Below are 25,397 nucleotides of genomic sequence, written 5' to 3' on the forward strand. Positions count from 1 at the left end.
GCCCTGCCCTCGCGGCGATCTCCCGGCCCGCCGCCGCGCAGCGCTCGCCCGCCAGCGGCTCGCCCACGCCCAGCCCCTCCACGGGCGCGCCGTTCCACTCCGCCCGCTCCAGCAGCCACGCGCCCACCACCAGCGGCGGCGGCAGCTCCCGCCCGCCGGGCTCCTGCTCCGCGCCGCCGGCCGGCCCGAGCCGTACCGCCAGATCCACGCCGTAGCCCCGGAACGACCCCCGGGCCCCCTGCGGATACGGCCCCCGCCCGGCCTCCTCGGCGGGCCCGACGACGACCAGCACGTCCGGCCGCGCCGCCGCCAGCACCCCCACGGCGTCCATACACGCCGCTCTGAGCGCCTTCAGCTCGTCGGCGGCACCCGAGGCCACCTCGGGCACCAGCAGGGGCGGACACGGGCAGCAGGCGGCGGCGACGAGCATGAGCCGCAGCCTAGCCGCCCCGGCTGCGGCGGCCGTGGCGTCCGGCGATCGCGGCCGGCCGCGATCGCCGGAGGGGCGGCAGGGGAGTACGCGCGCGTAGGTCGCACACGGCGCCCGCTGGGCGGGGCAGAGGGGAGCGGGACCGTTCCCGGCGTCCGCGCTCCCGGCGGAGCCGCTCAGTGCGGCGAGCAGCCCTGCGCCGCAGGCAGCGGATCCGGGACGCCCACCTTCGGCAGACCCAGCAGCACGCCCGTCCCGCCCGCCCCGCCCGCGTCAGGCGCGGCCTGCCGCGCCGCCCAGGCGTCGCCGGAGCGCGTGCGCCGTACCGCCCGCGGCGGGGCCTCCGCCAGCAGATGGTGCGGCGCCGCGTACGTGATCTCGACGGTCGCCATGTCGCCCGGCCGCACCGGCTCCTCCGGCCTTGCGAAGTGCACCAGGCGGTTGTCGGGCGCCCGGCCGGACAGCCGCCGCGTGGCGCCGTCCTTGCGGCCCTCGCCCTCCGCGACCATGACCTCCAGAACGCGGCCGACCTGTTTCTTGTTCTCGCCCCAGGAGATGTCCTCCTGCAGGGCCACCAGCCGCTCGTACCGCTCCTGCACGACCGCCTTCGGCACCTGCCCGGCCATCTCCGCCGCCGGGGTCCCCGGCCGCTTGGAGTACTGGAAGGTGAACGCCTGTGTGAAGCGCGCCTCGCGCACCACGTGCAGCGTCTGCTCGAAGTCCGCCTCGGTCTCGCCGGGGAAGCCCACGATGATGTCGGTGGTGATCGCCGCGTCCGGGATCGCGGCCCGTACCTTCTCGATGATCCCCAGGTACCGCTCCTGCCGGTACGAGCGCCGCATCGCGCGCAGCACCGTGTCCGAGCCGGACTGCAGCGGCATGTGCAACTGGGGCATCACGTTCGGCGTCTCGGCCATGGCCTCGATGACGTCGTCGGTGAAGTCCCGCGGATGCGGCGAGGTGAAGCGCACCCGCTCCAGTCCCTCGATCCGCCCGCAGGCCCGCAGCAGCTTGCCGAACGCCTGCCGGTCGCCGATGTCGGCCCCGTACGCGTTGACGTTCTGCCCCAGCAGCGTGATCTCGCTGACGCCTTCGGCGACCAGCGCCTCGACCTCGGCGAGGATGTCGCCGCTGCGGCGGTCCTTCTCCTTGCCGCGCAGCGCCGGGACGATGCAGAACGTGCAGGTGTTGTTGCACCCGACGGAGACCGAGACCCACGCGGCGTACGGGCTCTCCCGCCGCGTCGGCAGCGTGGAGGGGAACGCCTCCAGCGACTCGGCGATCTCGACCTGCGCCTCGCGGGCCACCCGCGCGCGCTCCAGCAGCACCGGCAGCTTGCCGACGTTGTGGGTGCCGAAGACGACGTCGACGTACGGGGCGCGGCTCACGATCGTGTCGCGGTCCTTCTGCGCGAGACAGCCGCCGACCGCGATCTGCATGCCGGGCTTCGCGGCCTTCTTCGGCGCGAGCTGGCCGAGGTTGCCGTACAGCCTGTTGTCGGCGTTCTCCCGCACCGCGCAGGTGTTGAACACGACGACATCGGGGGTGGTGTCGGTGGTGCCGGCGTCCGGCTCCGCGCGGACGTAGCCCGCCTCCTCAAGCAGCCCCGACATCCGTTCGCTGTCGTGGACGTTCATCTGGCAACCGAACGTCCTGACCTCGTACGTGCGCGGCTGTGCGACTTCCTCGGGCATGCCAGCGATCATCCAAACGGCGACGGGGGGTTCACGGACGGGCCGCCAGAGGCGGCCCGTCCGTCAGTCTACGACTTCGGAGACCGCCTCAGTCGGCCTGTCCCGCGGGGGCGTACCGCCTCAGCTCGGCGGCCAGTTCCTCGTGGACCAGGGCCTTGAGCAGCGTGCCCGCGGCGATGTGCTCCTCCACGAGCACCTCGCCCTCGTCGTGCACGCGCGAGACGAGCGCGCCCTTCGTGTACGGCACGACGGCCTCGATCTCGACCTGCGGGCGCGGCAGCTCCACGTCGATGAGCGCCTTCAGCTCCTCGATGCCCGCGCCCGTCGCCGCCGAGACCGCGATCGCCCGCGGCTCGATGCGCAGCAGCCGGCGCAGCACGTCCGGATCGGCGATGTCCGCCTTGTTGATCACCACGATCTCGGGCACGGACGTCGCGCCCACGTCGCGGATCACCTCGCGCACGCTGACGAGCTGCTCCTCGGGTGCCGGGTGGGACCCGTCGACCACGTGCAGGATCAGGTCGGCGTCGCCGACCTCCTCCATCGTGGAGCGGAACGCCTCGACGAGGTGGTGCGGCAGGTGCCGTACGAAACCGACGGTGTCCGCCAGCGTGTACAGCCGGCCGCTGGGCGTCTCCGCCCTGCGCACGGTCGGGTCGAGGGTGGCGAACAGCGCGTTCTCCACCAGCACCCCCGCGCCCGTGAGCCGGTTCAGCAGCGAGGACTTGCCCGCGTTCGTGTAGCCCGCGATGGCCGCGGACGGCACCTTGTGCCGCTTGCGCTCCTGCCGCTTGACGTCCCGGCCGGTCTTCATGTCCGCGATCTCCCGGCGGAGCTTCGCCATCTTCTCGCGGATGCGCCGCCGGTCCGTCTCGATCTTCGTCTCACCGGGGCCACGGGTGGCCATGCCGCCGCCCGCCGAGCCCGAGCCGCCGCCGCCCATCTGCCGGGACAGCGACTGGCCCCAGCCGCGCAGCCGCGGCAGCATGTACTGCATCTGCGCGAGCGCGACCTGCGCCTTGCCCTCGCGGGACTTGGCGTGCTGGGCGAAGATGTCGAGGATCAGCGCGGTGCGGTCCACGACCTTGACCTTGACGACGTCCTCAAGGTGGATGAGCTGGCCGGGGCTCAGCTCACCGTCGCAGACGACCGTGTCGGCCGCGGTCTCGACCACGATGTCACGCAGCTCCAGCGCCTTGCCGGAGCCGATGTACGTTGCGGGGTCGGGCTTCTCGCGGCGCTGCACCACGCCGTCGAGCACGACCGCACCGGCCGTCTCGGCGAGCGCGGCCAGCTCCGCCAGCGAGTTCTCGGCATCCCGGGCCGTACCGGAGGTCCACACGCCGACGAGCACGACCCGCTCCAGCCGGAGCTGCCGGTACTCGACCTCGGTGACGTCCTCCAGCTCGGTCGACAGGCCCCCGACGCGGCGCAGCGCCGCGCGGTCCTCGCGGTCGAACTGATCGCCGTCGCGATCGGCGTCGGATCCGGGACTCCACGCGGCTTCGGCTTCCATGAGGGCGTCGGCACGCAGGCCTTCCGGGAGACGCTGATCGTCCTGGGGAAGGTGGGTGGGAGAAGTCATCGGATCCTTGTCTGTGAGTCGGTTGTCTGCTTCTGTGACAACGCCCCGTAGACCGGGAGGATTCCCCGCACGGCGGGCGTCGTGGCATCCACGATGGTCGCACGCTGCCGCACGGCCGTCACCCGCTTTACGGCCCGTGAGGCCCCCCGGGACGCCCCGGGCCTCACGGGCCGGCGGGGCTCAGCGCGCGGGCTTGACCGCCTGCACCGGCTTCGCCGGCTTCCAGCCGGGGTGGCCCGGCATCGGCGGGGTGCGCTCGCCGTACAGCCAGGCGTGCAGGAAGCCCCCGAGGTCGCGGCCGGCGGTCTCGGAGGCGAGCGCGACGAAGTCCGCGGTGCCGGCGGTGCCGTCCCGGTGGCGGCTCACCCACGCCCGCTCCAGCTTTCCGAACGCCGCCGCCCCGATCTCCTGGCGCAGCGCGTACAGCACCAGCGCACTGCCGTCGTAGACCACCGGCCGGAACAGCTCCAGCCGGCCTCCGTCCGCGGGCCGCCGCGGCGCGGCCGGCGGGCCTACGGCCCGCCGCCAGCCGTCGGACTTCTCGTACGCCGTGCGCATCCGGCGCACCAGGCTGCCGCGGTCGTGCCGCTCGTCGGTGAACAGCGCCTCGTACCAGGTGGCATGGCCCTCGTTCAGCCACAGATCCGACCACCTGCGCGGCGTCACGCTGTTGCCGAACCACTGGTGCGCCAGCTCGTGCACGAGGATGCCCTCCGCGCGCTTCGGATACCGGGCGGCGGCCCGCAGGAACTCGCGGCCGAAGACCGACAGGGTCTGCGTCTCCAGCGCGAAGTTCAGCGGCGCGTCCACGGACAGCACGCCGTACGACTCCAGCGGATAGCGGCCTACGTACCGCTCCATCCAGGCGATGTGCGCGGGCGTGCGGTCGACGACGGGCCGGGCGGTGCGCCGGTCGCGCTCGGGGACGACGTGGCGCAGCGGGAGCCCGTGCGGGCCGGTGCCGCGCAGCACGGCGGAGCGGCCGATGGAGACCTGGGCCAGCTCGGTGGCCATGGGGTGCGCGGTGCGGTACGTCCACATGGTGCGGGCACCGGCGCGCTCGCGGCCCAGACGCAGGCCGTTGGCGACGACCGTGAGGTCCCTGGGCGCGGTGATGCGGAAGGTGAAACGGGCCTTGTCGGAGGGGTGGTCGTTGCCGGGGAAGACGCGGTGGGCGGCGTCGGCCTGGTTGGCCATCGCCAGGCCGTCCTTGGTACGGATCCAGCCGCCGCCCCCGCCGCGGGGGTCGCTGGTGTGCCGTACGGCGATGTGCACCGGCTCGCCCGGGTGCAGGGCGCGGCGGGGGGTGACGACGAGGTCCTCACCCGCGCGGGCGTGCGCGGCGGGGCGGCCGTTGACGGTGACGCCGCGGACGGTGCCGTGGGTGAAGTCGAGGTTGATGCGGGGCAGCCGGTCGGTGACGCGGGCCGTGATCTCGGTGCGGGCGGTCAGGGGGGCGTCGTTGCGGCCCGGGTAGGTGAGGGCGATGTCGTAGCCGAGGACGTCGTAGCCGGGGTTGCCGAGGTGCGGGAAGAGCGGGTCGCCGATTCCGGCGGGACGCGGTGGCGGGGCGTCCTGCGTGCCCGTACGCCCCGGGGCGGCGGGTGCGGCCGGGGCGGCGGCCAGGGTGGCGAGGACGACGGCGGCGAGCAGGGCGTGGCGCAGCGGGCGGCGCAGACGGACGGAGCGGACCATGCGCTACCGCTATCAGCGGGCGACCTCCGTGCGCCGCCGACGCGGCAGCGGTGCACTCTAACGAGTGCGGGCACGCAGTCCGGGCGCCTGGCCGTCCGCGCCCGGGGGGTGCTGGGCGCGGGAGACGTCGTACACCCCGGGCACCTTGCGCATCGCGCGCATCAGGCCCGGCAGCCCCGCCGGGTCGGGAAGCTGCAGCGTGTACGTGTGGCGGACGCGCTGCTCGTGCGGCGGCTCGACATCGGCGGCGACGATGGCGGCGCCCTCGGCGGCGATGGCCTCGGTGAGGTCGGCGAGCAGATGGGCCCGCACGAACGCCTCCGCCTTGAGGGTCACCCGCAGGTCGGCGGGGGGTGCGCCCTCGCCCGTACGCCAGTGGACGCGCAGCTCGTGACGGCCGGCGGCGGTCATCCGGGCCACGGTGGCGCACTGCGCCCGGTGCACCGCGACGAAGGCGCCGCCGCGGATGACGAAGCCGGTGACGGCGTCGGGGGGCACGGGCGTACAGCAGCGGGCGAGGCGGGTCGTGGCGTCCGGCAGCTCGGCCACGGCCGGCTCGGCGGCGCGCGGGACGTCGTCGGCAGGGGCGCCCTCGGCCGGTACGCCCGTGGGGGCGCCGGCCGGGGCGCCGCCGGCGGGGGAGCCGGGCGCGGCGGGGGCCACAGGGACGTACTCGGCCGGGACGGCGAGCAGCGCGTCGGCGGGCTGCGCCGCCGGGTGGTCCGCCAGCCAGCGCGTGATCGCGATGCGCGCCGCCGGTGTCTGCGCATGGTCCAGCCACTCCGGCGCGGGCCCCGACGCCTCCGGCGCCAGCAGCATCGTCACCGCGTCGCCGTCCCGCAGCCGCGTCCCGAGGCCGGCGAGCCGCCCGTTGACGCGCGCGCCCACCAGCGTGTGCGCCGTCTCCCCGTGGCGCGCGTACGCCGCGTCCACACAACTGGCGCCCGCGGGCAGCACCAGCGGCCCGCCCGGGTCGCAGAAGACCGTGATCTCCTGGTCGGGGGCGAGGTCTTCGCGTAAGGCGGACCAGAAGGCGTCGGGGTCGGGCGTGGCCCGCTGCCACTCCAGCAGCCGCTTCAGCCAGTCGCCCACCTGACCGGCCGCGGGCCGCGCCAGCGGGCTGGCCAGCGCCACCACCCCGGCCTCGGCGACGCGGTGCATCTGCCGGCTGCGCACCAGCGTCTCGACGACGTACCCGCGCTGGTCGGCGACGGCGGTGTGCAACGACTGGTAGAGGTTGAACTTCGGTACCGCGATGAAGTCCTTGAACTCCGCGGGCACGGGCTTGAAACACGTGTGCAACTCGCCCAGCACCGCGTAGCAGTCCGCCGCCTCCGGTACCAGCACCAGCAGCCGGCCGAAGTCCGTCCCGCGCAGCTCGCCGCGCTTCTTCAGCACCCGGTGCACCGAGACGATGTGCCGCGGCCGGATGGCGACTTCGGCGGTGATGCCGGCGGAGTGCAGGACCTCGCGCATCTCGGCCGCGGTCTCCTCCAGCGGGTCCGGCCGCCCGGCGTTCGCGAGCAGCAACTCACGGCTGCGCGCGTAGTCCTCGGGATGCAGGACGGCGAAGACCAGGTCCTCCAGCTCGGTCTTGATCGCCTGCACGCCGAGCCGTTCGGCCAGGGGGATCAGCACGTCGTGCGTCACCCGCGCGATGCGCACCTGTTTCTCCCGGCGCATCACGCCCAGTGTGCGCATGTTGTGCAGCCGGTCCGCGAGCTTGATCGACATCACCCGGACGTCGCTACCGGTGGCCACCAGCATCTTGCGGAACGTCTCGGGCTCGGCGGCGGCCCCGTAGTCGACCTTCTCCAGCTTGGTGACGCCGTCGACGAGGTACGCCACCTCCTCGCCGAAGCCCGACCGCACCTGATCGAGCGTCACCTCGGTGTCCTCGACCGTGTCGTGGAGCAGCGAGGCCGTCAACGTCGTGGTCTCCGCGCCGAGTTCGGCGAGGATCAGGGTGACGGCCAGCGGATGCGTGATGTACGGATCGCCGCTCTTGCGCGTCTGGCCCCGGTGCGCGTCCTCGGCGAGCAGATAGGCCGTACGCAGCGTGGGGATGTCGGCGTCGGGATAGAACCCGCGGTGCGCCTTGGCCACATGCTCCAGGGCGTGCGGCAGACCGTCCCGCGACGACGCGCCGCCCAGCAGGGCCACGCGGCCCAGCCGGCGGAGATCGAGGCGGGCCCTGCCGCGTCGGCGGGGGCCGCCCGCCGGATTGCCCGGACTGTGGACCTCTGCGCTCAATCGGCACCTCCGGCAGCTCACCGGCGCCCGTGCCGGTACTTGATGCTACCGAGCCCATCACGCAGTGCCGTACGGCTCTCGCCCAGCGTGGTCCAGATCACCCATTCGAGCGATCGGACCTTGCGGACGCGTCGATCGCGGCCAGCGAACGGCGGGCCTGGTTGCGGTCGGTCGTATACCAGAAGTCCGGCATGGAGGCGCGGAGATAGCTGCCGTAACGGGCCGTCGCCAGCCGCGGGTCGAGCACCGCGACGACGCCGCGGTCGCCCGTGGCGCGTACGAGCCGGCCGGCGCCCTGCGCCATGAGCAGCGCCGCGTGCGTCGCCGCGACCGCCATGAAGCCGTTGCCGCCGGCCTTCTCCACCGCCTCCTGCCGCGCGGTGGCCAGCGGGTCATCGGGGCGCGGGAAGGGGATGCGGTCCATCACCACCAACTGGCAGCCGGCACCGGGCACATCGACGCCCTGCCACAGCGACAGACTGCCGAACAGGCACGTCTCCTCGTCCGCCGCGAAGCGCTTGATCAGCTCGCCCAGCGTCTCCTCGCCCTGCAGCAGCACCGGGACGTCGAGCCGGCCGCGCAGCTCCGTGGCCGCCGCCTCGGCGGCCCGCTTCGAGGAGAACAGCCCCAGCGTGCGCCCGCCGGCCGCCTCCACCAGCTCCGCCAGCTCGTCGAGCATGTCCTTGCGCGTGCCGTCCCGGCCGGGCCGCTCCAGATGCTTGGCGACGTACAGGATGCCCTGCTTGCGGTACTCGAAGGGGGAGCCGACGTCGAGCCCCTTCCAGGCCGGGGCGCCCTCCTCGCCGCCGCCCTCCGGCGGCAGCCCCAGCGAGGCGCCGATCCCCGCGAAGTCGCCGCCCAGCTTGAGCGTCGCCGACGTGAGCGTCACCGACCGGTCGCTGAACACCTTCTCGCGCACCAGCCCCGACACCGACAGCGGCGCCACCCGCAGCGACGCCCCGAACCGGTCGTGCCGCTCGAACCACACCACGTCGAACTCCGAGCCCTGCGTGATCCGCTCGGCGACCTCCTGCACGTTCTCCACCGAGGCCAGCGCGAGCCGGCGCACCACGTCCTCGTCCTGCACGGAGGAGTCCCGCGTCCTGCCCAGCGCGGAGATGACCGTACGCGAGGCGTCCCGGAGCGCCGCCAGCGCGTACCCCAGATCCTCCGGGACCGGCTCCAGACGGCCCGGCAGCGCCAGCTCCATCAGCCGCTCGAAGCTCTCCGCGGCCGTCTGCAGGGCGTCCGCCACCTTCTCGTCGACCAGCTTCGCCGACAGCCGCACCGCGCGGTTGACCCGCCCCGGAGTCAGCTCGCCGGTGGCCACCCCCGTGACGCGGGAGACCAGCTCGTGCGCCTCGTCGACGATCAGCACCTCGTGGGACGGCAGCACCGGGGCGCCCTCCAGGGCATCGATGGCCAGCAGCGCGTGGTTCGTGACCACCACCTCCGCCAGCTTCGCCCGCTCCCGCGCCGCCTCCGCGAAGCACTCGGGACCGTACGCGCAGCGCGCCGCGCCCAGGCACTCCCGGGCCGACACCGACACCTGCGACCAGGCGCGGTCCGAGACACCCGGCGTCAGCGAGTCCCGGTCGCCGCTCTCCGTCTCGTCCGCCCAGTCGCGCAGCCGCAGCAGATCCTGGCCGAGCTTGCTCGACGGCTGCGACGACGCGCTCTCGAACGGGTCGAAGAGCCCGGTGCCCAGGTCCGGGTCGTCCTGCGGCACGCCCTCGTGCACCCGGTGCAGACACAGGTAGTTCGAGCGGCCCTTCAGCGTGGCGAACTCGGGGCGGCGGCGCAGCCGCGGGTGCAGCGCCTCCACCGTGCGGGGCAGATCGCGCTCGACGAGCTGCCGCTGCAGCGCCAGCGTCGCGGTCGCGATCACGACCCGCTCGCCGTGCGCCAGCGCCGGCACCAGATAACCGAGCGACTTCCCCGTCCCCGTCCCGGCCTGCGCCAGCAGGTGCGAGCCGTCCGCGATCGCCTCCGCGACCGCCTCGGCCATCGCCACCTGGCCCTCCCGCTCGACGCCGCCGACGGCGGCCACGGCCGCATGAAGCAGTTCGCGCAGCTCGCTGCGGTCGTCGGGGCCGTCGTGCGTGGGGGCCTCGGCGCCGTGGTCGGGCACGAGGACGTTCTGGTCTGCCATGGCACGCAACCCTAAGGGGCGGCACCGACAGTGACGGCCGTCACGTCGGGTGAAGAGGGTTGGGTACGGTGCCGTCGACCGCGGCGTGCGGGCGCCTGGCCCGGTCGCGGTAGCCGTCGAGGTAGAGCCGGTTCCGGTTCAGGCAGAGCCGGTCGATGCGCGGCGCCAGCAGGTCGAAGAGCGCGAAGCGCTCCTTCAGCTCCGGGAACCGCCGCTGGTAGCGCAGGATCTCGGCCCGTACGAGGCCGAAGAACTCCGCTTCCGGCACGCCCAGTTCGTCCGCGCACAGCGGCGCCAGAAAGCGGAAGACGCCGATGAACAGCCCGGAGTGGATGAACTGCGGCAGGAACCCGGGCGGTTCGGTCAGCAGGACGCGGCGTACGTCGCCCGGCATCCCGGCGTGCTCCGGCAGCGGCTTGGAGCTGACGTTGACGTCGTCGACGAAGTCCTTCACCGCCAGCCGCACCGGCACGTCCGCCCCGTCGAAGACCACGACGGCGTTCTCGCCGTGCGGCGAGAAGACGGTGCCGTAGCGGTACAGGAAGTGCAGCAGGGGCGGCAGCAGGGCCGCGAAGAGCCGCGCCAGCCACACCCGGGGCGCGAGCCCCGAGCGGCGTACCAGCTCCGCCGTCAGTGAACGCGCGTCGGCGTCCCTCCACAGCAGGGCCGCCAGCGTCCTGGCCCGCTCCCCGGGGTCCAGCAGCGGGCCGACGGGCTCCCGCCAGATGCAGCCCAGCAGCTCGCGGTACTGGTACGGGACGTCCGGCAGCGAGTCGTAGAGCGGGTGGCGCACCGTCACGCTCGCCGTCTCGCCGAGCAGCACGACGCGCGTCTCCTCGGCGAGGAACGGGTCGGCGTCGCGCAGGCCGTGCACCCAGCGCGTGACGGCGGGGGCCGCGAGGGTGCGCTCGGTGGGCAGGCCCCGCCAGACCAGGGTGTTGAGCACGGACAGCGGCAGCTTGACGGAACGTGCCTGCGGGCGGCTGAGGTTGAGGAACGTACGCACCGACTGTTGCGGCAGCCACATGTCGGCCGGGCCGCCGTCCGGTGGCAGCGGGATCACCAGCCCGGCGGCGACCTGCGGCGCGTAGAGCGGGGCGATGGTCTCGTCCCACTGCCACGGATGTACAGGCAGCCACAGATAGGCGTCCGGGTCCCGGCCCGCCGCGGTGACCGCGTCGGCGAACCCCGCGCGCGTGGCGTCACACAGCTCCTGCGCGTACAGGTCCTCGGGGCGGGCGAGGGCGGGCACGCCGCGGTACTCGGCGAGCGAGCGGTGCACCGCCAGCCACGGCAGCCGCCGCGGGACGCGGGCCTCGGGGGCGTACGCGGCGGCGTCGGCTGCCGAGAAGCCGATGCGTCCCTTGTTGGCCACCAGCCACGGGTGGCCGGTCTGGTGGCCCTCCAGCTCCGCGTAGCCGAGGCCTGCGAGGCGGGCGGCGGACGGGGCGCCGCGGGCGAGGCGGACGTCGGCGGCGAGGGTGGCGGTCAGCTCGCGGATCAGGTGGCCGGTGGTGTCGCCGGCCAGCCCCAGGAGGCCGTCGTGCGCCTGCGCGAGGAAGCGCAGCGGGTCGCCGTCGGGGGTCAGGGAACCGGGGTCGACGCGCCAGTGGCCGTACGGGCCGCGACGGGCGGTGAAGCGGTACGTCAGCTCGTCGGTGACCGGGAGGCGGTAGGGGCATCCGCCGTCGGCCGCGGGGCCGGGCCGGGGTCCGGGTGCCGGGTCGGGTTCCGGGGCGACTATGCCCTCGTAGGCGAACTCGCCGAGCATCTTGGCCAGCAGCCGGCGGGCGGCAAGGTCCCAGTCGGTTCTGCGGGTGGTGTTCGCTGCGTCGGACAAGGGCGTTGGCTCCTCTCCGTCCTACGGCAGGCCGGGCCGGGGCGGCCCGGGCGGGCTCGGGGGCGGGCCGGGCGACGGCGCGGGCCCGGCGCCGCCGTCGCGCAGCGCGCGCTCCCGGACCATCAGTGCCGCCCGCTTGTCGGGCAGCGCCAGCTCCTCCTGGAAGTGGAAACCGGCGTTCAGAAAGGCGGCGACAGACGGCACGTTGTGCACGTCCGGTTCCGCGAGCACGCGCCCGCACGGCGCGTGGTTGTCGAACACGAGGTCGCTCACCGCGCGGATCAGCAGGGAACCCAGACCTCGGCCGCGGTCGGCACCGCCGCCGAGGAGCAGGTGGACCCCGGTGTCGTACGGGCGGGCGCGGTAGTACCGGGCGAGCGGGTCGCGGTCGGCGCGGTAGACCTCCCAGTAGCTCATCCGCACGCCGTCCAGGACGCCGAAGCAGGGCACGCTGTGCCCCGCCTGAAGCTGCGCGCGCACATGCCGCGCGGTGACCTCCACGGGGCCCGCGAGCTTCCAGAAGGCGGCCACGGCAGGGTCGTTCATCCAGCGGTGCAGGAGCGTGAGGTCGCGCTCGGGCTCGGCCGGGTAGATGGGCTCCAGGCGGAACGGGCCGGCGGGGGTGCCGGCGGGCGTCCAGCAAGAGACGTCGTACGGGGCGGGGGACCGGGCGGCGTCCTTCAGGAGCCGGGCGAGGTCGACGCCGAAGTCGATGGTGTCGTCGGGAAGCAGCTCCGGGGGCCTGGTGGGGGTCGGGGGATCGGATGACACGGGGCCTCTTCTCGTCGTACGGAAGGGAGTCGAGGGACGGTCAGGAGATCAGCGGGTTGGGGACGGTGACGTACACGGACTGCGTGTCCACCGGACCGACCAGCTCGTCCAGACCGTGCACCCGGGTCAGCAGGTTGGCCTTGCAGCGCAGCGTCCCGCCGCTCAGCAGCCGTTCGGCCAGCGCGCAGCGGCCCCGGCCGGGGCCGGCGGCGGCGGACTGCTCCAGGAAGCGGCGGAACGCGGCGAGCAGCACGCGCTCGTCGACCAGTTCCGCGGCGCCGAAGGCGCCGACGAGGCCCAGGACGTTGTTGACACCCACGTAGTACGCGAAGCGCTCGTCCGTCACGTCGTCCGCGACGAACGTGTCGCTGGCGGCGCCCAGGCCCGGCAGCCGGCGCTCCAGCTCGGCACGGCGGGACTCGCGGAAGTAGTACCCCTGGTTGTCCCGGTACCGGCCGCCGGCCGGCCAGCCGTCGGCGTCGAGGAGCAGCACGGTGTTCTGCTGGTGCGCCTCAAGCGCCACGCCCGCCTCGGAGTCCAGCCACATGACGGGCCGTACGACCACCTCCAGGTAGCGCAGGAACCACTCCGCGGCCACCGCCGCCGTCCCCTGCCCCGTGCGGTCGGCCAACTGCTCGACGACCTCCTGAAGACGCGAGCGCATCGTGCCCTTCGGCGACCGCGGCACCGGGGACGTCAGCGCCGCGATGCACACCGCGTCGTCCTGCGCCGCGAACGGCTGGTGCCGTACGACCGTGTCCAGGCCCGCCACCGGTTCGCCGGCCGGGTTGTCGACGGCCAGCCACGCCGGATCCCGTACGACGTCGAAGCCCGGCGCGCCGGGGAAGCCGCCGGGGAACGACGCCTGCCACTCCTTGCCGAGGCCGGAGCGCAGCAGCCGGTGCACCTCCGTGCCGCGGTGCAGCTCCTTGCGGAGGTTCTCGCGGCGGGAGTTGGTGATCCGTACACCGAGGGAGAGCTTCAGCATCGCGGGCGCGCCGGGGCGGTAGAGCGTCCTTACCGATGCGGTCGGGTGCCAGGGGTCGCCGTGCGGGCCCAGGTCGCGCAGCAGACCGGCGTCGAGCAGCGCGGCGACGCCGGGGCGCTCGCGCACCTCGCGGGCCTGCCACGGGTGCACGGGCAGCGGTGTGCAGCCGGGCGGCACCTGCAGCCCGGGGCCCGCCAGCCGGGCGGCCAGCTCGCGCGCGGGCACGCCCTTGCCGCGCTCGGTCCACGCCGAGTCGCAGACGAGGACGCTGTCGTGGACGGCCAGCCAGTGCAGCGGGAAGCTGCCCCGCAGTTCGGGGGAGTAGCGCCGGGCCTCGGCCTCCGACAGCCCTTCGCGGCTCTTGGGCGTCGGGTGCAGGGGGTGGCCGAGGAGCAGGGACTGCTCGCCGGTCAGGAACGGGTCCGCGGTCGCTGGCGGGGAGCCGGCGCGGCGGGCGGCGAGGAACACCGCGGTGTGGCGTACGGAGTCGGCGACGCGGCCGACGAGGTCGGCGGCGCCGCCGGACGGCTCGGGCGCGGTACGTGCCCGGGTGCCGTCGGCGTCCGCGTCCTGTGCGGCGGCGTACGCGGCCTCCCGGCTCAGCAGCGACGCCAGCGTGACGGCGTCCACCGGCGGCGCGTCCTTGGGGGCGCCGTGCAGCACGGGCCGCCCGAAGCGGTGCCAGCCGGCGGCCGACCAGTACCGCACCGGGACGCGCAGGCACGCCCCGCTGGCGGGCAGCAGCAGCCGCAGCGTGCCGTTCTCCGGCTCCGCCACGCCCTGTTCGCGCACCCAGCAGCGCAGCAGGTTCTCGGCGGCGGCCGCGTCGGCGGCGGTCCTGGCGTCCGGGTGCTCCAGCGGGTCGGGCCCGGACTGCCCGCCGCCCCCGGCGCCGCGACGGTACTGGCGGGGCACGGCGGGCTCGATGAGCCGGGCCAGCCGCCGGCGCACCGGGGGCCGGCCGCTGCCGGCGGGGAGTTCGTCGCCGGCGGGCTTCGCGTTCACAGAGGTGCACCTCGGGATGGGTCGCGTGTGGGATCGAGCGCCCCCGGGCCGCACGGAGGGGCCGGGGAGAAGGGGCGACGGACCGGGCGCAGGGGGCGCGGCGGGGGAGTGGCGCCTACGGCAGACGCGCGCGTGCCCGACCGCTTCGCGAACCGCGGGCACAGCCCCACCCCCTCGCACCGGATACGGGTCCGCATCCCCCGCCCTACCAACGACGCACCGGCCGCCGGAACACGGCCCACCACCAAGATCCTTGGGCCCGGTGGAACCACGGGGCCCGGTGCGGCCGTCCCCAACGGCACCGGCATAGTGGGGGTTCGTGTCCCGCCGGGGCACCTGCGCAGAGAAACTGGGGGAGTCGATCCATGCCCGCCAACGGGAAACGTCGTATACCGAGTAAGGCGCTGGCCGCTGCGGCACTCGCCGTCACGCTGGCACTGACCGCCGGCGCGTGCGAGGACGGCGACGGTGACAGCGGTGCCGACGACAAGCAGCAACAGCAGAAGTCGCAGGCGCCCGAGAAGGATCTGGCGCTCCCCGAGGGGATCCCGGACGCCCTGAAGAACCTCGACCTCGACAAGTGGAGGGACGGGGGCTGGGAGGACTGGGCCAAGGAGGACTGGCTGCGCGACGCGCGCGAGTTCATCAACCCGATCATCGAGGACCTGTGGGACCCCGACCGGATGTGGGACGCCGAGCAGCCGCCCAACCGCGTCGACGAGGCCGACGTGTCCGAGGACCAGGGCGTCACCGACCCGGAGCCGGCGCCCGTCGAGGCCGCCGAGGCGGCCACGCCGTACGACGAGTCGCAGCCGGCCGCGGGGAAGATCTTCTTCGACACCCCCGAAGGCCCCATGGTCTGCTCCGGCACCGTGGTCGCCGACCCCGCCAACCCGGGCAAGTCCAACCTGGTGGCCACCGCCGGCCACTGCGTGCACAAGGGCTCCGACGGCGGCTGGTGGCGCAACATCATCTTCGTGCCCTCCTTCAACCCCGAGGGCAAGACCGTCGCCGAGCTGGAGGCCGAGCAGGCGACCGAGGCCGACATCGCGCCCAAGGGCACGTTCTGGGCCGAGGAGGCCCGTACCACCGACGAGTGGATCTCCGAGGGCAAGTCGCAGGGCGGCGTGGGCGCCCCGTACGACTTCGCCGTGATGAAGGTGCAGCCGAAGGACGGCAGCGGGCAGTCCCTGGAGGAGACCGTCGGCGCCGCGGTGCCGATCTGGTTCGACGCCCCGGCCGTGCAGGAGCTCGGTGACCTGACCGCCACCGGCTACCCGGCGGCCGCGCCGTACGACGGCGGGCGCCTGTACTCCTGCACCGACGCGCCGGGCCGGCTCTCGATCCAGGCCGACCAGCCCACGATGTACCGCATCGGCTGCACCATGACCGCCGGTGCCTCCGGCGGCGGCTGGACCGCGTCGAACGACGGCGAGGACCAGCTCGTGTCCGTCACGTCCATCGGCCCGCTTCAGGCCACCTGGCTCGCCGGTCCGCGCCTGGACAAGGAGGCCAAGGGGGTCTTCGACGAGGTGAGCGGCGGCTAGCCCGCCCCGCGCGACCGGACGCTTCGGCGGCCGCCGTACCCAGCCCCCAGCGCGCCGGGCTCCCACCGGGAGTCCGGCGCGCTGGCCGTGCCGGGCCCCGGTTTGGCAGGATCGCCGCATGGTCCACCTCGTCCCGCGCCGCCTCGGCAGGCGCCGAGCGCTGCAGGCCGCCGTGGCGACGGCGGCCGCGCTCGGACTGCTCCTGTGGTGGCTGCTGCCGCTGGGCGGCGACGGCCGCCCGGCCGGGAAGGTGACCTTCGCCACCGGGGTGCGCTCCGGCGTCTACGCGGAGTACGGCCGGCTGCTGCGCGAAGGGCTCGCCCGGGACGAGCCGGGCCTCGACGTCCGGCTGCACTCCAGCCAGGGCTCCATCGACAACCTGCGGAAGGTCACCGCGGGCCGGGCCGACTTCGCCGTCGCCACCGCCGACTCCGTGGCCACGTACCGCCGCGACCGGCTGCCCGGCTGGCAGGGACTGCGCGCGGTGGCCCGGCTCTACGACGACTACGTCCAGCTCGTCGTCCTGCGCGACTCGCCCGTGCGGCACCCCGCCGACCTGCGCGGCCTCAAGGTCGGCGTCGGCGAGGACGGCTCCGGCGTCCAGCTGATCACCCGCCGGCTGCTGTCGTCGGCCGGGCTCGACTTCGACGAGGACGTGACGGCGGTGCGCGAGGGCCTCGACTCGATGCCGGCGCTCCTGCGCGACGGGAAGATCGACGCCTTCTTCTGGTCCGGCGGCCTGCCCACGGAGGCCGTCGAACGCCTGGCGCAGCAGACCGAGATCGAACTCGTACCGCTGGGCGACCTCCTCGGCGCTCTCCACGCCCAGGGCGAGCTGGCCCGCTACTACCGTGCCGCGGTGATGCCGCCCGACGCCTACCCCACGGTCCAGCGCGACACCGCCGTGCCGACGCTCGCGGTGGCGAACCTGCTGGTCACCACCGACCGGGAGGACCCGCGGCTGACGGAGAGCGTGACCAGCACGGTGATACGGGACCGGGACCGGATCGGCCGCGTGGTCCACGCGGCGCAGCGGGTCGACCTGCGCACGGCGGTCTTCACCGACCCGCTGGAGCTGCACGAGGGCGCGGCGCGCTACTACCGGCAGGAGAAGCCGTAGGGCCGGAACCTGCCCCGTGCCGGCGGCATCCGGGCGGGCGGGTGAGTGGAGATCACGGACGCCGGGCGAGGAAGACGAACTCCTTTCCCGGCCGGTCGGGCGCATCGCGGACTTCCTCCACCGCGTAGCCGTGGGTGACCAGGTCCTGCTCGACTTCCTCCCGCTCGCGGAAACGCAGCGTCGAATCCGACGTCAGCACCTGGCCGTCCGCGGCGAACTCGTAGGTCCAGCGGAAGGTCACCAGCGGCAGGCTCACCTCGATCAGCTCGACCCGGCTCGCGACGGAGCCGATGCCGGGGACCTCCGTTACGCGGGCGGAGCTCTCGCGGGTCCACTCCTCCCAGGCGCGCCGGGCCGGGTCCCGGGTCTCGAAGACCAGGCGCCCACCGGGCCGCAGCGCTTCGTGGGCACCGCGCAGCGTCTCGTCCCAGGTCTGCGGATCGGCGATGGCCTGGGCGACGTTCCCCGTCATCGTCGCGAGGTCGGCCTGCAGCGACGGGAGGGCGGTCGCGTCACCGCAGATCCAGCGCACCCGCCCGCCGCCCGGTTTGGCACGGGCGACGTCGAGGGACGCCTGGGCGGGATCGACGCCGACGACTTCGAACCCGCGGTCGGCCAGGAGGAGTGCGAACACGCCCGTGCCGCAGCCGATGTCCAGGACGCGGCGGGCGCCGAACCCGTCCGCGACCCGCAGGTACGTGTCGAGATCGCCGCGGTCGGGGTGGAGCGGATCGTAGATCGCGGCGAGCCGGGGATGCGCGAAACAGTCGTCGGCCATGCGGCCGAACCTATGCGGAGCCGGGCCGGAACAGCCACCGGGTTCGGTTCGACGCGGTCGCGCGGGAACCGGGAAACGCACGGGACGGGTGGGTCCGGCGATGCGGGTTGACACGTAAATCGAACATAGGTTCCTATGGGGCTTCGGCCGGGTTCTCCCCAGGCCGGCCCGACGTGGGGCGCGTTGTCAGTGGCAGGCGCTAGCGTCGTTGACGTGAAGCGATCGACTCAGACATCCCGGGTGGAACCCATGGCAGCGACTGACCGCGAGAAGGCGCTCGACGCCGCACTCGCCCAGATTGAACGGCAATTCGGCAAGGGCGCCGTGATGCGCCTCGGCGAGCGGCCGAACGAGCCCGTGGAAATCATCCCCACCGGGTCGACCGCGCTCGACGTGGCGCTCGGTGTGGGGGGCCTGCCGCGCGGCCGCGTGGTGGAGGTGTACGGCCCGGAGTCCTCCGGCAAGACGACCTTGACGCTGCACGCGGTGGCCAACGCGCAGCGGGCCGGCGGCACCGTCGCGTTCATCGACGCGGAGCACGCCCTCGACCCGGAGTACGCGAAGAAGCTCGGCGTCGACATCGACTCCCTCATCCTCTCCCAGCCCGACAACGGCGAACAGGCGCTGGAGATCGCGGACATGCTCGTCCGCTCCGGCGCGCTCGACCTGATCGTCATCGACTCGGTCGCGGCCCTGGTACCGCGCGCGGAGATCGAGGGCGAGATGGGCGACTCCCACGTCGGCCTGCAGGCCCGGCTGATGAGCCAGGCCCTGCGGAAGATCACCAGCGCGCTGAACCAGTCGAAGACCACCGCGATCTTCATCAACCAGCTGCGCGAGAAGATCGGCGTGATGTTCGGCTCGCCCGAGACCACCACCGGCGGCAAGGCGCTGAAGTTCTACGCCTCGGTCCGTCTGGACATCCGGCGCATCGAGACGCTCAAGGACGGCACGGAGCCCGTCGGCAACCGCACGCGCGTCAAGGTCGTGAAGAACAAGGTCGCGCCGCCCTTCAAGCAGGCCGAGTTCGACATCCTCTACGGGCAGGGCATCAGCCGCGAGGGCGGTCTGATCGACATGGGCGTGGAGCACGGCTTCATCCGCAAGTCCGGCGCCTGGTACACGTACGAGGGCGACCAGCTCGGCCAGGGCAAGGAGAACGCGCGGACGTTCCTGAAGGACAACCCCGATCTGGCCGACGAGATCGAGAGGCGGATCAAGGAGAAGCTGGGGATCGGCCCGAAGCCGGAGAACGCGGAGGGCGAGCCTGCCGCGGAGGCGGCGGCTCCCGCGGAGGGCGCGGACGGTGCCGCACCGGCGGGCAAGAAGACGGTGCCGGCGCCGGCCAAGACCGCGAAGGCGGCCAAGGCCGCGGCCAAGAGCTGACCCGTGGTCCGGCGCACCGACTGGCCGCTCCCGCCCCCGGACGACGGCCGCCCGCCGTTCGGGGGCGGCCCGGAGGACGGCGCCGCGGACGAGGGGTACGGGCCGGAGGCGGAGGACCCGGACGGCTACGGCGGGCCGGGGCACTCCGACCGGTCCGGGCGCGGCGGAGCCTCCCGGCGGGGGCGGTCGCGCGGTCGGCGCGAGCCGTCCGAGGACCGGGTGCGGGAGACGTCGCTCAGCCCGGAGGAACGGGCGCGGGCGATCTGCCTGCGCCTGCTCACCGGGTCGCCGCGCACCCGCAAGCAGCTCGCGGACGCGCTGGCCAAGCGGGAGGTCGACGCCGACGTGGCGGAGGCCGTGCTCGACCGCCTCGAAGCGGCCGGGCTGATCGACGACGCGGCGTTCGCCGGCGCGTGGGTGGAGTCACGGCACCACGGCCGGGGCCTCGCCCGCCGCGCGCTCGCGCGCGAACTGCGCACCCGGGGCGTGGCGGCCACGGTGGTCGACGAGGCGGTGAGCCGGCTCGACTCGGACACCGAGGAGGAGACGGCCCGCGAGCTGGTCGCCCGCAAGCTCCGCGCCACCCGCGGCCTGGACCGGGACAAGCGCATCCGCCGCCTGGCGGGCATGCTGGCCCGCCGGGGCTACGGGGAAGGGCTGGCGATCCGCGTCGTCCGGGAGGCGCTGGAGGCGGAGGGCGAGGACGCGGAGGACCTGCCGGCGGACTGAGCGGCACGGGACCGAGGGCCCGGGGACGACCCGGCTCGGCGTCGGTAACGGCCCGCACCCGGGCGAGTCAGCCCGGCGTACCAACGCCGGACGGGCAGGAGAGGTGGCTCCGTGCTGCCGTACGTGCCTGGCCCGGCAGTCCTGAGCAGTCCGGAGGCGTACGGGCCCTGCGCGGGCCGGGGGCGGTGTCCTCGCCGCCCGAACCCGCCGCGCGTACCTGTGCCGTACGCGAGGCCATGCCTCCGCAGTGCCCGCGTGTCCGGCCGCCGCCGCGGCCGGTTCGCGACACTCCGCGCCGCGCGAGGCGGCGGCCCGGGGGCCAGGTCCCGGGCCGGATATGCCGTGCGGGGTCTCAGACCCGGCGGAGGACCGCGACGACCTTGCCGAGGATCGTCGCCTCGTCACCGGGAATCGGCTGGTACGCCGCGTTGTGCGGGAGCAGCCACACGTGGCCGTCCTCGCGCTTGAACCGCTTGACGGTGGCCTCACCGTCCAGCATCGCGGCGACGATGTCGCCGTTCTCGGCGACCGGCTGGCGCCGCACCGCGACCCAGTCGCCGTCGCAGATCGCCGCGTCGATCATCGAGTCACCGACGACCTTCAGTACGAACAGCTCGCCGTCGCCGACGAGCTGCCGCGGCAGCGGGAACACGTCCTCGACCGACTCCTCGGCCAGGATCGGGCCACCGGCGGCGATCCGGCCGACAAGCGGCACGTAGGACGCGGCGGGCTTGCCCGTGGTGTCGGTGGCGGCCTGGGTGGTGGACGTGTCCGCACCGCGCACCTCGTACGCCCGCGGCCGGTGCGGGTCCCGGCGCAGGAAGCCCTTGCGCTCCAGGGCCATCAGCTGATGGGCGACGGACGAGGTGGACGACAGGCCGACTGCCTGGCCGATCTCGCGCATCGACGGCGGGTAGCCACGGCGCTGCACCGAGTCGCGAATGACCTCGATGACCCGGCGCTGCCGCTCGGTCAGGCCCGAGCTGTCGGCCCTGATGCCCGGCGGGCGCCCGGGCATGGAGCGCTTGGGTGGCTGTGCCTCGCCCTCACGGCCGTCCCCGGAAGGCGGCGTGAGCTGCGGCTCTGCTGCCTGCTGGGGCCTTTCGTGGGCGGCGATGGCTGTGGTGTCTGCGGTAGTGGTCACGTCGGCGGGCCCCTCTCGAGACGGGTCTCTCTCTCGTAGGACCAACGGTAGTTGCTTTCGAAAGGTTGCGCCAAACACACGTTCGAGTGAAAAATTTCAGTTTCACTTCCGTGATCCATCAACTGGGTGTAAAGCGCTGGCCTGATGACTGACCGCCACCCGCCGCCCGCCCCGTCCGGCCTGTCTCCGGGGGGTGCCGTCCAGCTTGTCACCCCCGCCCCTCCCGTGTCGCGGTCCGCGCGCTCGCGTAGGCTGCCGATGGCCGCGCGGTGTCCCGTCCGGCGCCGCGCCCGATCTTGCGGCGCGGCAACACGCTCTCCGCCCTCAATGGCAGCCAAACCCCAGATCTAGTGGTTAGATGGGTGTCAGCAGCCCACAAGTTGTGGTCCCCCTTCCTCTTACCGGAAGGGCATCCCATATGATGGGGGTCTGCTCCGGCGGGCCGCGGGGGGCCGCCGGACCGACGTGCCGTGCGCGAGAAGGGGAGGGCGGGAGAGCGATGCACTGCCCCTTCTGCAGGCACCCCGACAGCCGGGTCGTCGACAGCCGCACCACCGACGACGGCGCAGCAATCCGCCGCCGCCGGCAGTGCCCCGACTGCTCGCGCCGCTTCACCACGGTGGAGACCGCGTCCCTGATGGTCATCAAGCGCAGCGGGGTCACCGAGCCCTTCAGCCGCGCCAAGGTGATCACGGGGGTCCGCAAGGCCTGCCAGGGCCGCCCCGTCACCGAGGACGCGCTGGCCCAGCTCGGCCAGCGGGTCGAGGAGGCGATCCGGGCCACCGGCAGCGCCGAGGTCTCCAGCCACGACGTCGGGCTCGCCATACTGGGCCCGCTGCAGGACCTCGATCTCGTCGCCTACCTGCGCTTCGCCTCCGTCTACCGCGCCTTCGACTCCCTCGAGGACTTCGACGACGCCATCACGCAGTTGCGGACCGCGGACTGGCCCCCCGCCGACAGCGGCGGCCCGGACGGACAGGACGACCAGGCCCCACCTCCCGCGCCGGGCGGCCCCGGCGCGCCCGGCCCCGGCCGCAGTCCCGGCCGCGGCGAGGCCCCCGGAGTCCCGTCACCCGGCAGAGCGGCCGGCTGACGCCCACCGCGGGCCACCCGTCATCCACACCAGGCCGGTGCGCGGCGCAGCGTGCCGTCCGCCTGCGGAACAAGCAGATCAAGAACACGAATCGTGCCCGGGAAGATGCGGGCACATCAGGGCGTTCACGCCCGTATAGGGAGGCGGCATGACAGAGACGACGAGCGGCCCGGCGCGCAGTTCCCGCAAGAGCGGCGCCAAGGGGAACAAGGGCTTGCGCATCGAGCGGATTCACACCACCCCCGGCATGCACCCGTACGACGAGGTGGAGTGGGCACGCCGTGACGTCGTCATGACCAACTGGCGCGACGGTTCGGTCAACTTCGAGCAGCGCGGCGTGGAGTTTCCCGAGTTCTGGGAGGCCAACGCCGTCAACATCGTCACGAGCAAGTACTTCCGCGGTGCGGTGGGCACCCCCAAGCGGGAGACCAGCCTCAAGCAGGTCGTCGACCGGATCGTGAAGACGTACCGCAAGGCCGGCGAGGACCACAAGTACTTCGCCTCGCCCGCGGACGCCGAGATCTTCGAGCACGAGCTGACCTACGCCCTGCTGCACCAGATCTTCAGCTTCAACTCGCCGGTGTGGTTCAACGTCGGCACGCCGCAGCCCCAGCAGGTCAGCGCCTGCTTCATCCTCTCCGTCGACGACTCCATGGAGTCGATCCTCGACTGGTACAAGGAAGAGGGGATGATCTTCAAGGGCGGTTCCGGCGCCGGCCTCAACCTCTCCCGTATCCGCTCCAGCAAGGAACTCCTGTCCTCCGGCGGCAACGCCTCGGGACCCGTCTCCTTCATGCGCGGCGCCGACGCCTCCGCGGGCACCATCAAGTCCGGTGGCGCCACCCGGCGCGCGGCGAAGATGGTCGTGCTCGACGTCGACCACCCCGACATCGAGGCGTTCATCGAGACCAAGGTCAAGGAAGAGGAGAAGATCCGCGCCCTGCGCGACGCGGGCTTCGACATGGACCTCGGCGGTGACGACATCACCTCCGTGCAGTACCAGAACGCCAACAACTCCGTGCGCGTCACCGACGACTTCATGAAGGCCGTCGAGGACGACGCACAGTTCGGCCTGCGCGCCCGCATGACCGGCGAGGTCATCGAGGAGGTCGGCGCGAAGAAGCTGTTCCGGCAGATGGCCGAGGCCGCCTGGGCCTGTGCCGACCCCGGCATCCAGTACGACGACACCATCAACCACTGGCACACCGCACCGGAGTCGGGCCGTATCACCGCCTCCAACCCGTGCAGCGAGTACATGCACCTGGACAACACCTCGTGCAACCTCGCCTCGCTCAACCTGATGAAGTTCCTCAGGCAGGACGCCGACGGCCGGCAGAGCTTCGAGGTCGAGCGCTTCGCCAGGGTCGTCGAGCTCGTCATCACGGCGATGGACATCTCCATCTCCTTCGCCGACTTCCCCACCCAGAAGATCGCCGAGAACACCCGCGCCTTCCGCCAGCTCGGCATCGGCTATGCCAACCTCGGCGCCCTGCTCATGGCCACGGGCCACGCCTACGACTCCGACGGCGGCCGCGCCCTCGCCGGCGCCATCACCTCCCTGATGACCGGCACCGCCTACAAGCGCTCCGCCCAACTGGCCGCCGCCGTCGGCGCGTACGAGGGCTATGCCCGCAACGCCACCGCCCACAAGCGCGTCATGCAGCAGCACGCGGACGCCAACGGCGCGGCCAAGCGCATGGACGAGCTGGACACCCCCGTCTGGGCCGCCGCCACCGAGTCCTGGCAGGACGTCGTCCGCCTCGGCGACAAGCACGGCTACCGCAACGCCCAGGCGTCGGTGCTGGCCCCGACGGGGACCATCGGCCTGGCGATGTCGTGCGACACGACGGGCATCGAGCCGGACCTGGCGCTGGTGAAGTTCAAGAAGCTGGTCGGCGGCGGCTCGATGCAGATCGTCAACCAGACGGTGCCGATGGCGCTGAAGCGGCTGGGGTACCAGGAGGAGCAGATCGAGGCCATCGTGGCGCACATCGCCGACCACGGGAGCGTGATCGACGCCCCCGGGCTGCGGCTGGAGCACTACGAGATCTTCGACTGCGCCATGGGCGACCGGGCCATCTCCCCGATGGGCCACGTCCGGATGATGGCCGCCACCCAGCCCTTCCTCTCGGGCGCTATCTCCAAGACCGTGAACATGCCGGAGAAGGCCACGGTCGAAGAGATCGAAGAGGTCTACTACGAGGGCTGGAAGCTGGGGCTCAAGGCACTCGCCATCTACCGTGACAACTGCAAGGTCGGCCAGCCGCTGTCGGCGAAGAAGAAGGAGGCCGACAAGGCAGCCGACAAGGCGGAGGGGACGATCCGCGAGGCCGTGGAGAAGGTCGTCGAGTACCGCCCGGTGCGCCGACGCCTCCCCAAGGGCCGTCCCGGGATCACCACGTCCTTCACGGTGGGCGGCGCCGAGGGCTACATGACCGCCAACTCCTACCCGGACGACGGGCTGGGCGAGGTGTTCCTGAAGATGTCCAAGCAGGGCTCGACCCTCGCGGGCATGATGGACGCCTTCTCGATCGCGGTCTCGGTGGGCCTGCAGTACGGGGTGCCGCTGGAGACGTACGTCTCGAAGTTCACGAACATGCGCTTCGAGCCCGCGGGCATGACGGACGACCCGGACGTGCGGATGGCGCAGTCGATCGTCGACTACATCTTCCGCCGCCTGGCGCTGGACTTCCTGCCGTTCGAGACCCGCTCGGCGCTGGGCATCCACTCGGCGGAGGAGCGCGAGCGGCACCTGGAAACGGGTTCGTACGAGCCGACGGACGAGGAACTGGACGTCGAGGGCCTGGCCCAGTCGGCCCCCCGCGAGCCGGCCCCCCTCCCTACCCCGCCGGTGACGATGGAGCAGGCCAGGCCGGCCCCGCAGGAGGCACACACGTCGGCGGAGCTGGTGGAGATGCAGCTCGGCATCCAGGCGGACGCGCCGCTGTGCTTCTCGTGCGGCACGAAGATGCAGCGGGCGGGAAGCTGCTACATCTGCGAGGGCTGCGGCTCGACCAGCGGCTGCAGCTGAGGCGGACTGGGCCGACGGCGGGCGGACGCCCGACGTGACCGGTCCACGGAGCTGACGGTGCGTCCCGAAGGGGACCGGCCACAGGCCGGTCCCCTTCGGCGTGTTCCGTAGCGTTGCGGAGGGGTGGAGAGGCGACTCGGCCGCCGCAACCGGCGG

The 25,397-nt window shown here is 73.3% G+C and carries 16 protein-coding genes and 1 pseudogene; 6 read left to right on the forward strand and 11 right to left on the reverse strand.

Features of this window, described 5'->3' with window-relative positions:
- The 9 genes and pseudogenes from ABGA99_RS00005 to ABGA99_RS00045 form a co-directional block, all read right to left on the reverse strand.
- Positions 1-430: pseudogene (locus ABGA99_RS00005) on the reverse strand (hypothetical protein); the annotation flags it as partial.
- Between the two features lie 176 nt (positions 431-606).
- The gene (gene miaB, locus ABGA99_RS00010) at positions 607-2,124 is read right to left on the reverse strand and encodes a tRNA (N6-isopentenyl adenosine(37)-C2)-methylthiotransferase MiaB (RefSeq protein ID WP_347580668.1); all 1,518 of its coding nucleotides are present in this window, start codon (positions 2,122-2,124) and stop codon (positions 607-609) included.
- Between the two features lie 88 nt (positions 2,125-2,212).
- Complete coding sequence (hflX, locus tag ABGA99_RS00015; RefSeq protein WP_347580669.1) at positions 2,213-3,709, reverse strand: GTPase HflX; 1,497 nt, start codon at positions 3,707-3,709, stop codon at positions 2,213-2,215.
- 180 nt (positions 3,710-3,889) lie between these two features.
- The gene (locus ABGA99_RS00020; protein WP_347581881.1) at positions 3,890-5,404 is read right to left on the reverse strand and encodes a M1 family metallopeptidase; all 1,515 of its coding nucleotides are present in this window, start codon (positions 5,402-5,404) and stop codon (positions 3,890-3,892) included.
- A gap of 57 nt (positions 5,405-5,461) precedes the next feature.
- On the reverse strand, positions 5,462-7,657 hold the full coding sequence (locus tag ABGA99_RS00025; RefSeq protein ID WP_347580671.1) for an HD domain-containing protein: 2,196 nt from the start codon (positions 7,655-7,657) through the stop codon (positions 5,462-5,464).
- A 97-nt stretch (positions 7,658-7,754) separates the two neighbouring features.
- Positions 7,755-9,809, reverse strand: a complete 2,055-nt coding sequence (locus ABGA99_RS00030) for an ATP-dependent DNA helicase (RefSeq protein WP_347580672.1) — start codon at positions 9,807-9,809, stop codon at positions 7,755-7,757.
- A 40-nt stretch (positions 9,810-9,849) separates the two neighbouring features.
- Complete coding sequence (locus ABGA99_RS00035) at positions 9,850-11,649, reverse strand: IucA/IucC family protein (protein WP_347580673.1); 1,800 nt, start codon at positions 11,647-11,649, stop codon at positions 9,850-9,852.
- 21 nt (positions 11,650-11,670) lie between these two features.
- On the reverse strand, positions 11,671-12,420 hold the full coding sequence (locus ABGA99_RS00040) for a GNAT family N-acetyltransferase (RefSeq protein ID WP_347580674.1): 750 nt from the start codon (positions 12,418-12,420) through the stop codon (positions 11,671-11,673).
- Between the two features lie 40 nt (positions 12,421-12,460).
- Positions 12,461-14,413, reverse strand: a complete 1,953-nt coding sequence (locus ABGA99_RS00045) for an IucA/IucC family protein (protein ID WP_347581882.1) — start codon at positions 14,411-14,413, stop codon at positions 12,461-12,463.
- A 365-nt stretch (positions 14,414-14,778) separates the two neighbouring features.
- On the opposite strand from ABGA99_RS00045, the gene ABGA99_RS00050 reads away from it, so the two are divergent.
- Positions 14,779-15,960 (forward strand): hypothetical protein, encoded by a 1,182-nt coding sequence (locus tag ABGA99_RS00050; RefSeq protein WP_347581883.1) that lies wholly within the window; start codon positions 14,779-14,781, stop codon positions 15,958-15,960.
- A gap of 118 nt (positions 15,961-16,078) precedes the next feature.
- Complete coding sequence (locus ABGA99_RS00055; RefSeq protein ID WP_347580677.1) at positions 16,079-17,080, forward strand: TAXI family TRAP transporter solute-binding subunit; 1,002 nt, start codon at positions 16,079-16,081, stop codon at positions 17,078-17,080.
- Positions 17,081-17,132: 52 nt separating this feature from the next.
- Here ABGA99_RS00055 and ABGA99_RS00060 read toward each other — a convergent pair whose 3' ends face one another.
- A complete protein-coding gene (locus ABGA99_RS00060) occupies positions 17,133-17,858 on the reverse strand; it encodes a class I SAM-dependent methyltransferase (protein ID WP_347580678.1) in 726 nt (241 codons plus the stop codon).
- A 249-nt stretch (positions 17,859-18,107) separates the two neighbouring features.
- Between ABGA99_RS00060 and recA the strand changes: the two genes are divergently transcribed.
- Complete coding sequence (gene recA, locus ABGA99_RS00065; RefSeq protein ID WP_347580679.1) at positions 18,108-19,244, forward strand: recombinase RecA; 1,137 nt, start codon at positions 18,108-18,110, stop codon at positions 19,242-19,244.
- Positions 19,245-19,247: 3 nt separating this feature from the next.
- Positions 19,248-19,973: a recombination regulator RecX gene (recX, locus tag ABGA99_RS00070; protein WP_347581884.1), complete on the forward strand. Its 726-nt coding sequence runs from the start codon at positions 19,248-19,250 to the stop codon at positions 19,971-19,973.
- Between the two features lie 352 nt (positions 19,974-20,325).
- Here recX and lexA read toward each other — a convergent pair whose 3' ends face one another.
- Positions 20,326-21,117, reverse strand: a complete 792-nt coding sequence (gene lexA / locus ABGA99_RS00075; RefSeq protein ID WP_347580681.1) for a transcriptional repressor LexA — start codon at positions 21,115-21,117, stop codon at positions 20,326-20,328.
- A gap of 499 nt (positions 21,118-21,616) precedes the next feature.
- Here lexA and nrdR point away from each other — a divergent pair, with 499 nt between their 5' ends.
- Both nrdR and ABGA99_RS00085 read left to right on the forward strand, forming a co-directional pair.
- Positions 21,617-22,210 carry a transcriptional regulator NrdR gene (nrdR, locus tag ABGA99_RS00080; RefSeq protein ID WP_347580682.1) on the forward strand — a complete coding sequence of 198 codons (594 nt, stop codon included), beginning with the start codon at positions 21,617-21,619 and terminating at the stop codon, positions 22,208-22,210.
- A 148-nt stretch (positions 22,211-22,358) separates the two neighbouring features.
- On the forward strand, positions 22,359-25,241 hold the full coding sequence (locus ABGA99_RS00085) for a vitamin B12-dependent ribonucleotide reductase (RefSeq protein ID WP_347580683.1): 2,883 nt from the start codon (positions 22,359-22,361) through the stop codon (positions 25,239-25,241).
- The last annotated feature ends 156 nt before the right edge of the window (positions 25,242-25,397 follow it).

Origin of the sequence: Streptomyces sp. B5E4 (genome assembly GCF_039871555.1) — a bacterium.
Classification (GTDB): domain Bacteria; phylum Actinomycetota; class Actinomycetes; order Streptomycetales; family Streptomycetaceae; genus Streptomyces.

What these genes read in the sequence shown, in the direction of transcription:
- miaB (WP_347580668.1), bottom strand. Translation starts at nt 2,124, where the DNA reads ATGCCCGAGGAAGTCGCACAGCCGCGCACGTACGAGGTCAGGACGTTC.
- hflX (WP_347580669.1), bottom strand. Translation starts at nt 3,709, where the DNA reads ATGACTTCTCCCACCCACCTTCCCCAGGACGATCAGCGTCTCCCGGAA.
- ABGA99_RS00020 (WP_347581881.1), bottom strand. Translation starts at nt 5,404, where the DNA reads ATGGTCCGCTCCGTCCGTCTGCGCCGCCCGCTGCGCCACGCCCTGCTC.
- ABGA99_RS00030 (WP_347580672.1), bottom strand. Translation starts at nt 9,809, where the DNA reads ATGGCAGACCAGAACGTCCTCGTGCCCGACCACGGCGCCGAGGCCCCC.
- ABGA99_RS00050 (WP_347581883.1), top strand. Translation starts at nt 14,779, where the DNA reads ATGCCCGCCAACGGGAAACGTCGTATACCGAGTAAGGCGCTGGCCGCT.
- ABGA99_RS00055 (WP_347580677.1), top strand. Translation starts at nt 16,079, where the DNA reads ATGGTCCACCTCGTCCCGCGCCGCCTCGGCAGGCGCCGAGCGCTGCAG.
- ABGA99_RS00060 (WP_347580678.1), bottom strand. Translation starts at nt 17,858, where the DNA reads ATGGCCGACGACTGTTTCGCGCATCCCCGGCTCGCCGCGATCTACGAT.
- recA (WP_347580679.1), top strand. Translation starts at nt 18,108, where the DNA reads ATGGCAGCGACTGACCGCGAGAAGGCGCTCGACGCCGCACTCGCCCAG.
- nrdR (WP_347580682.1), top strand. Translation starts at nt 21,617, where the DNA reads ATGCACTGCCCCTTCTGCAGGCACCCCGACAGCCGGGTCGTCGACAGC.
- ABGA99_RS00085 (WP_347580683.1), top strand. Translation starts at nt 22,359, where the DNA reads ATGACAGAGACGACGAGCGGCCCGGCGCGCAGTTCCCGCAAGAGCGGC.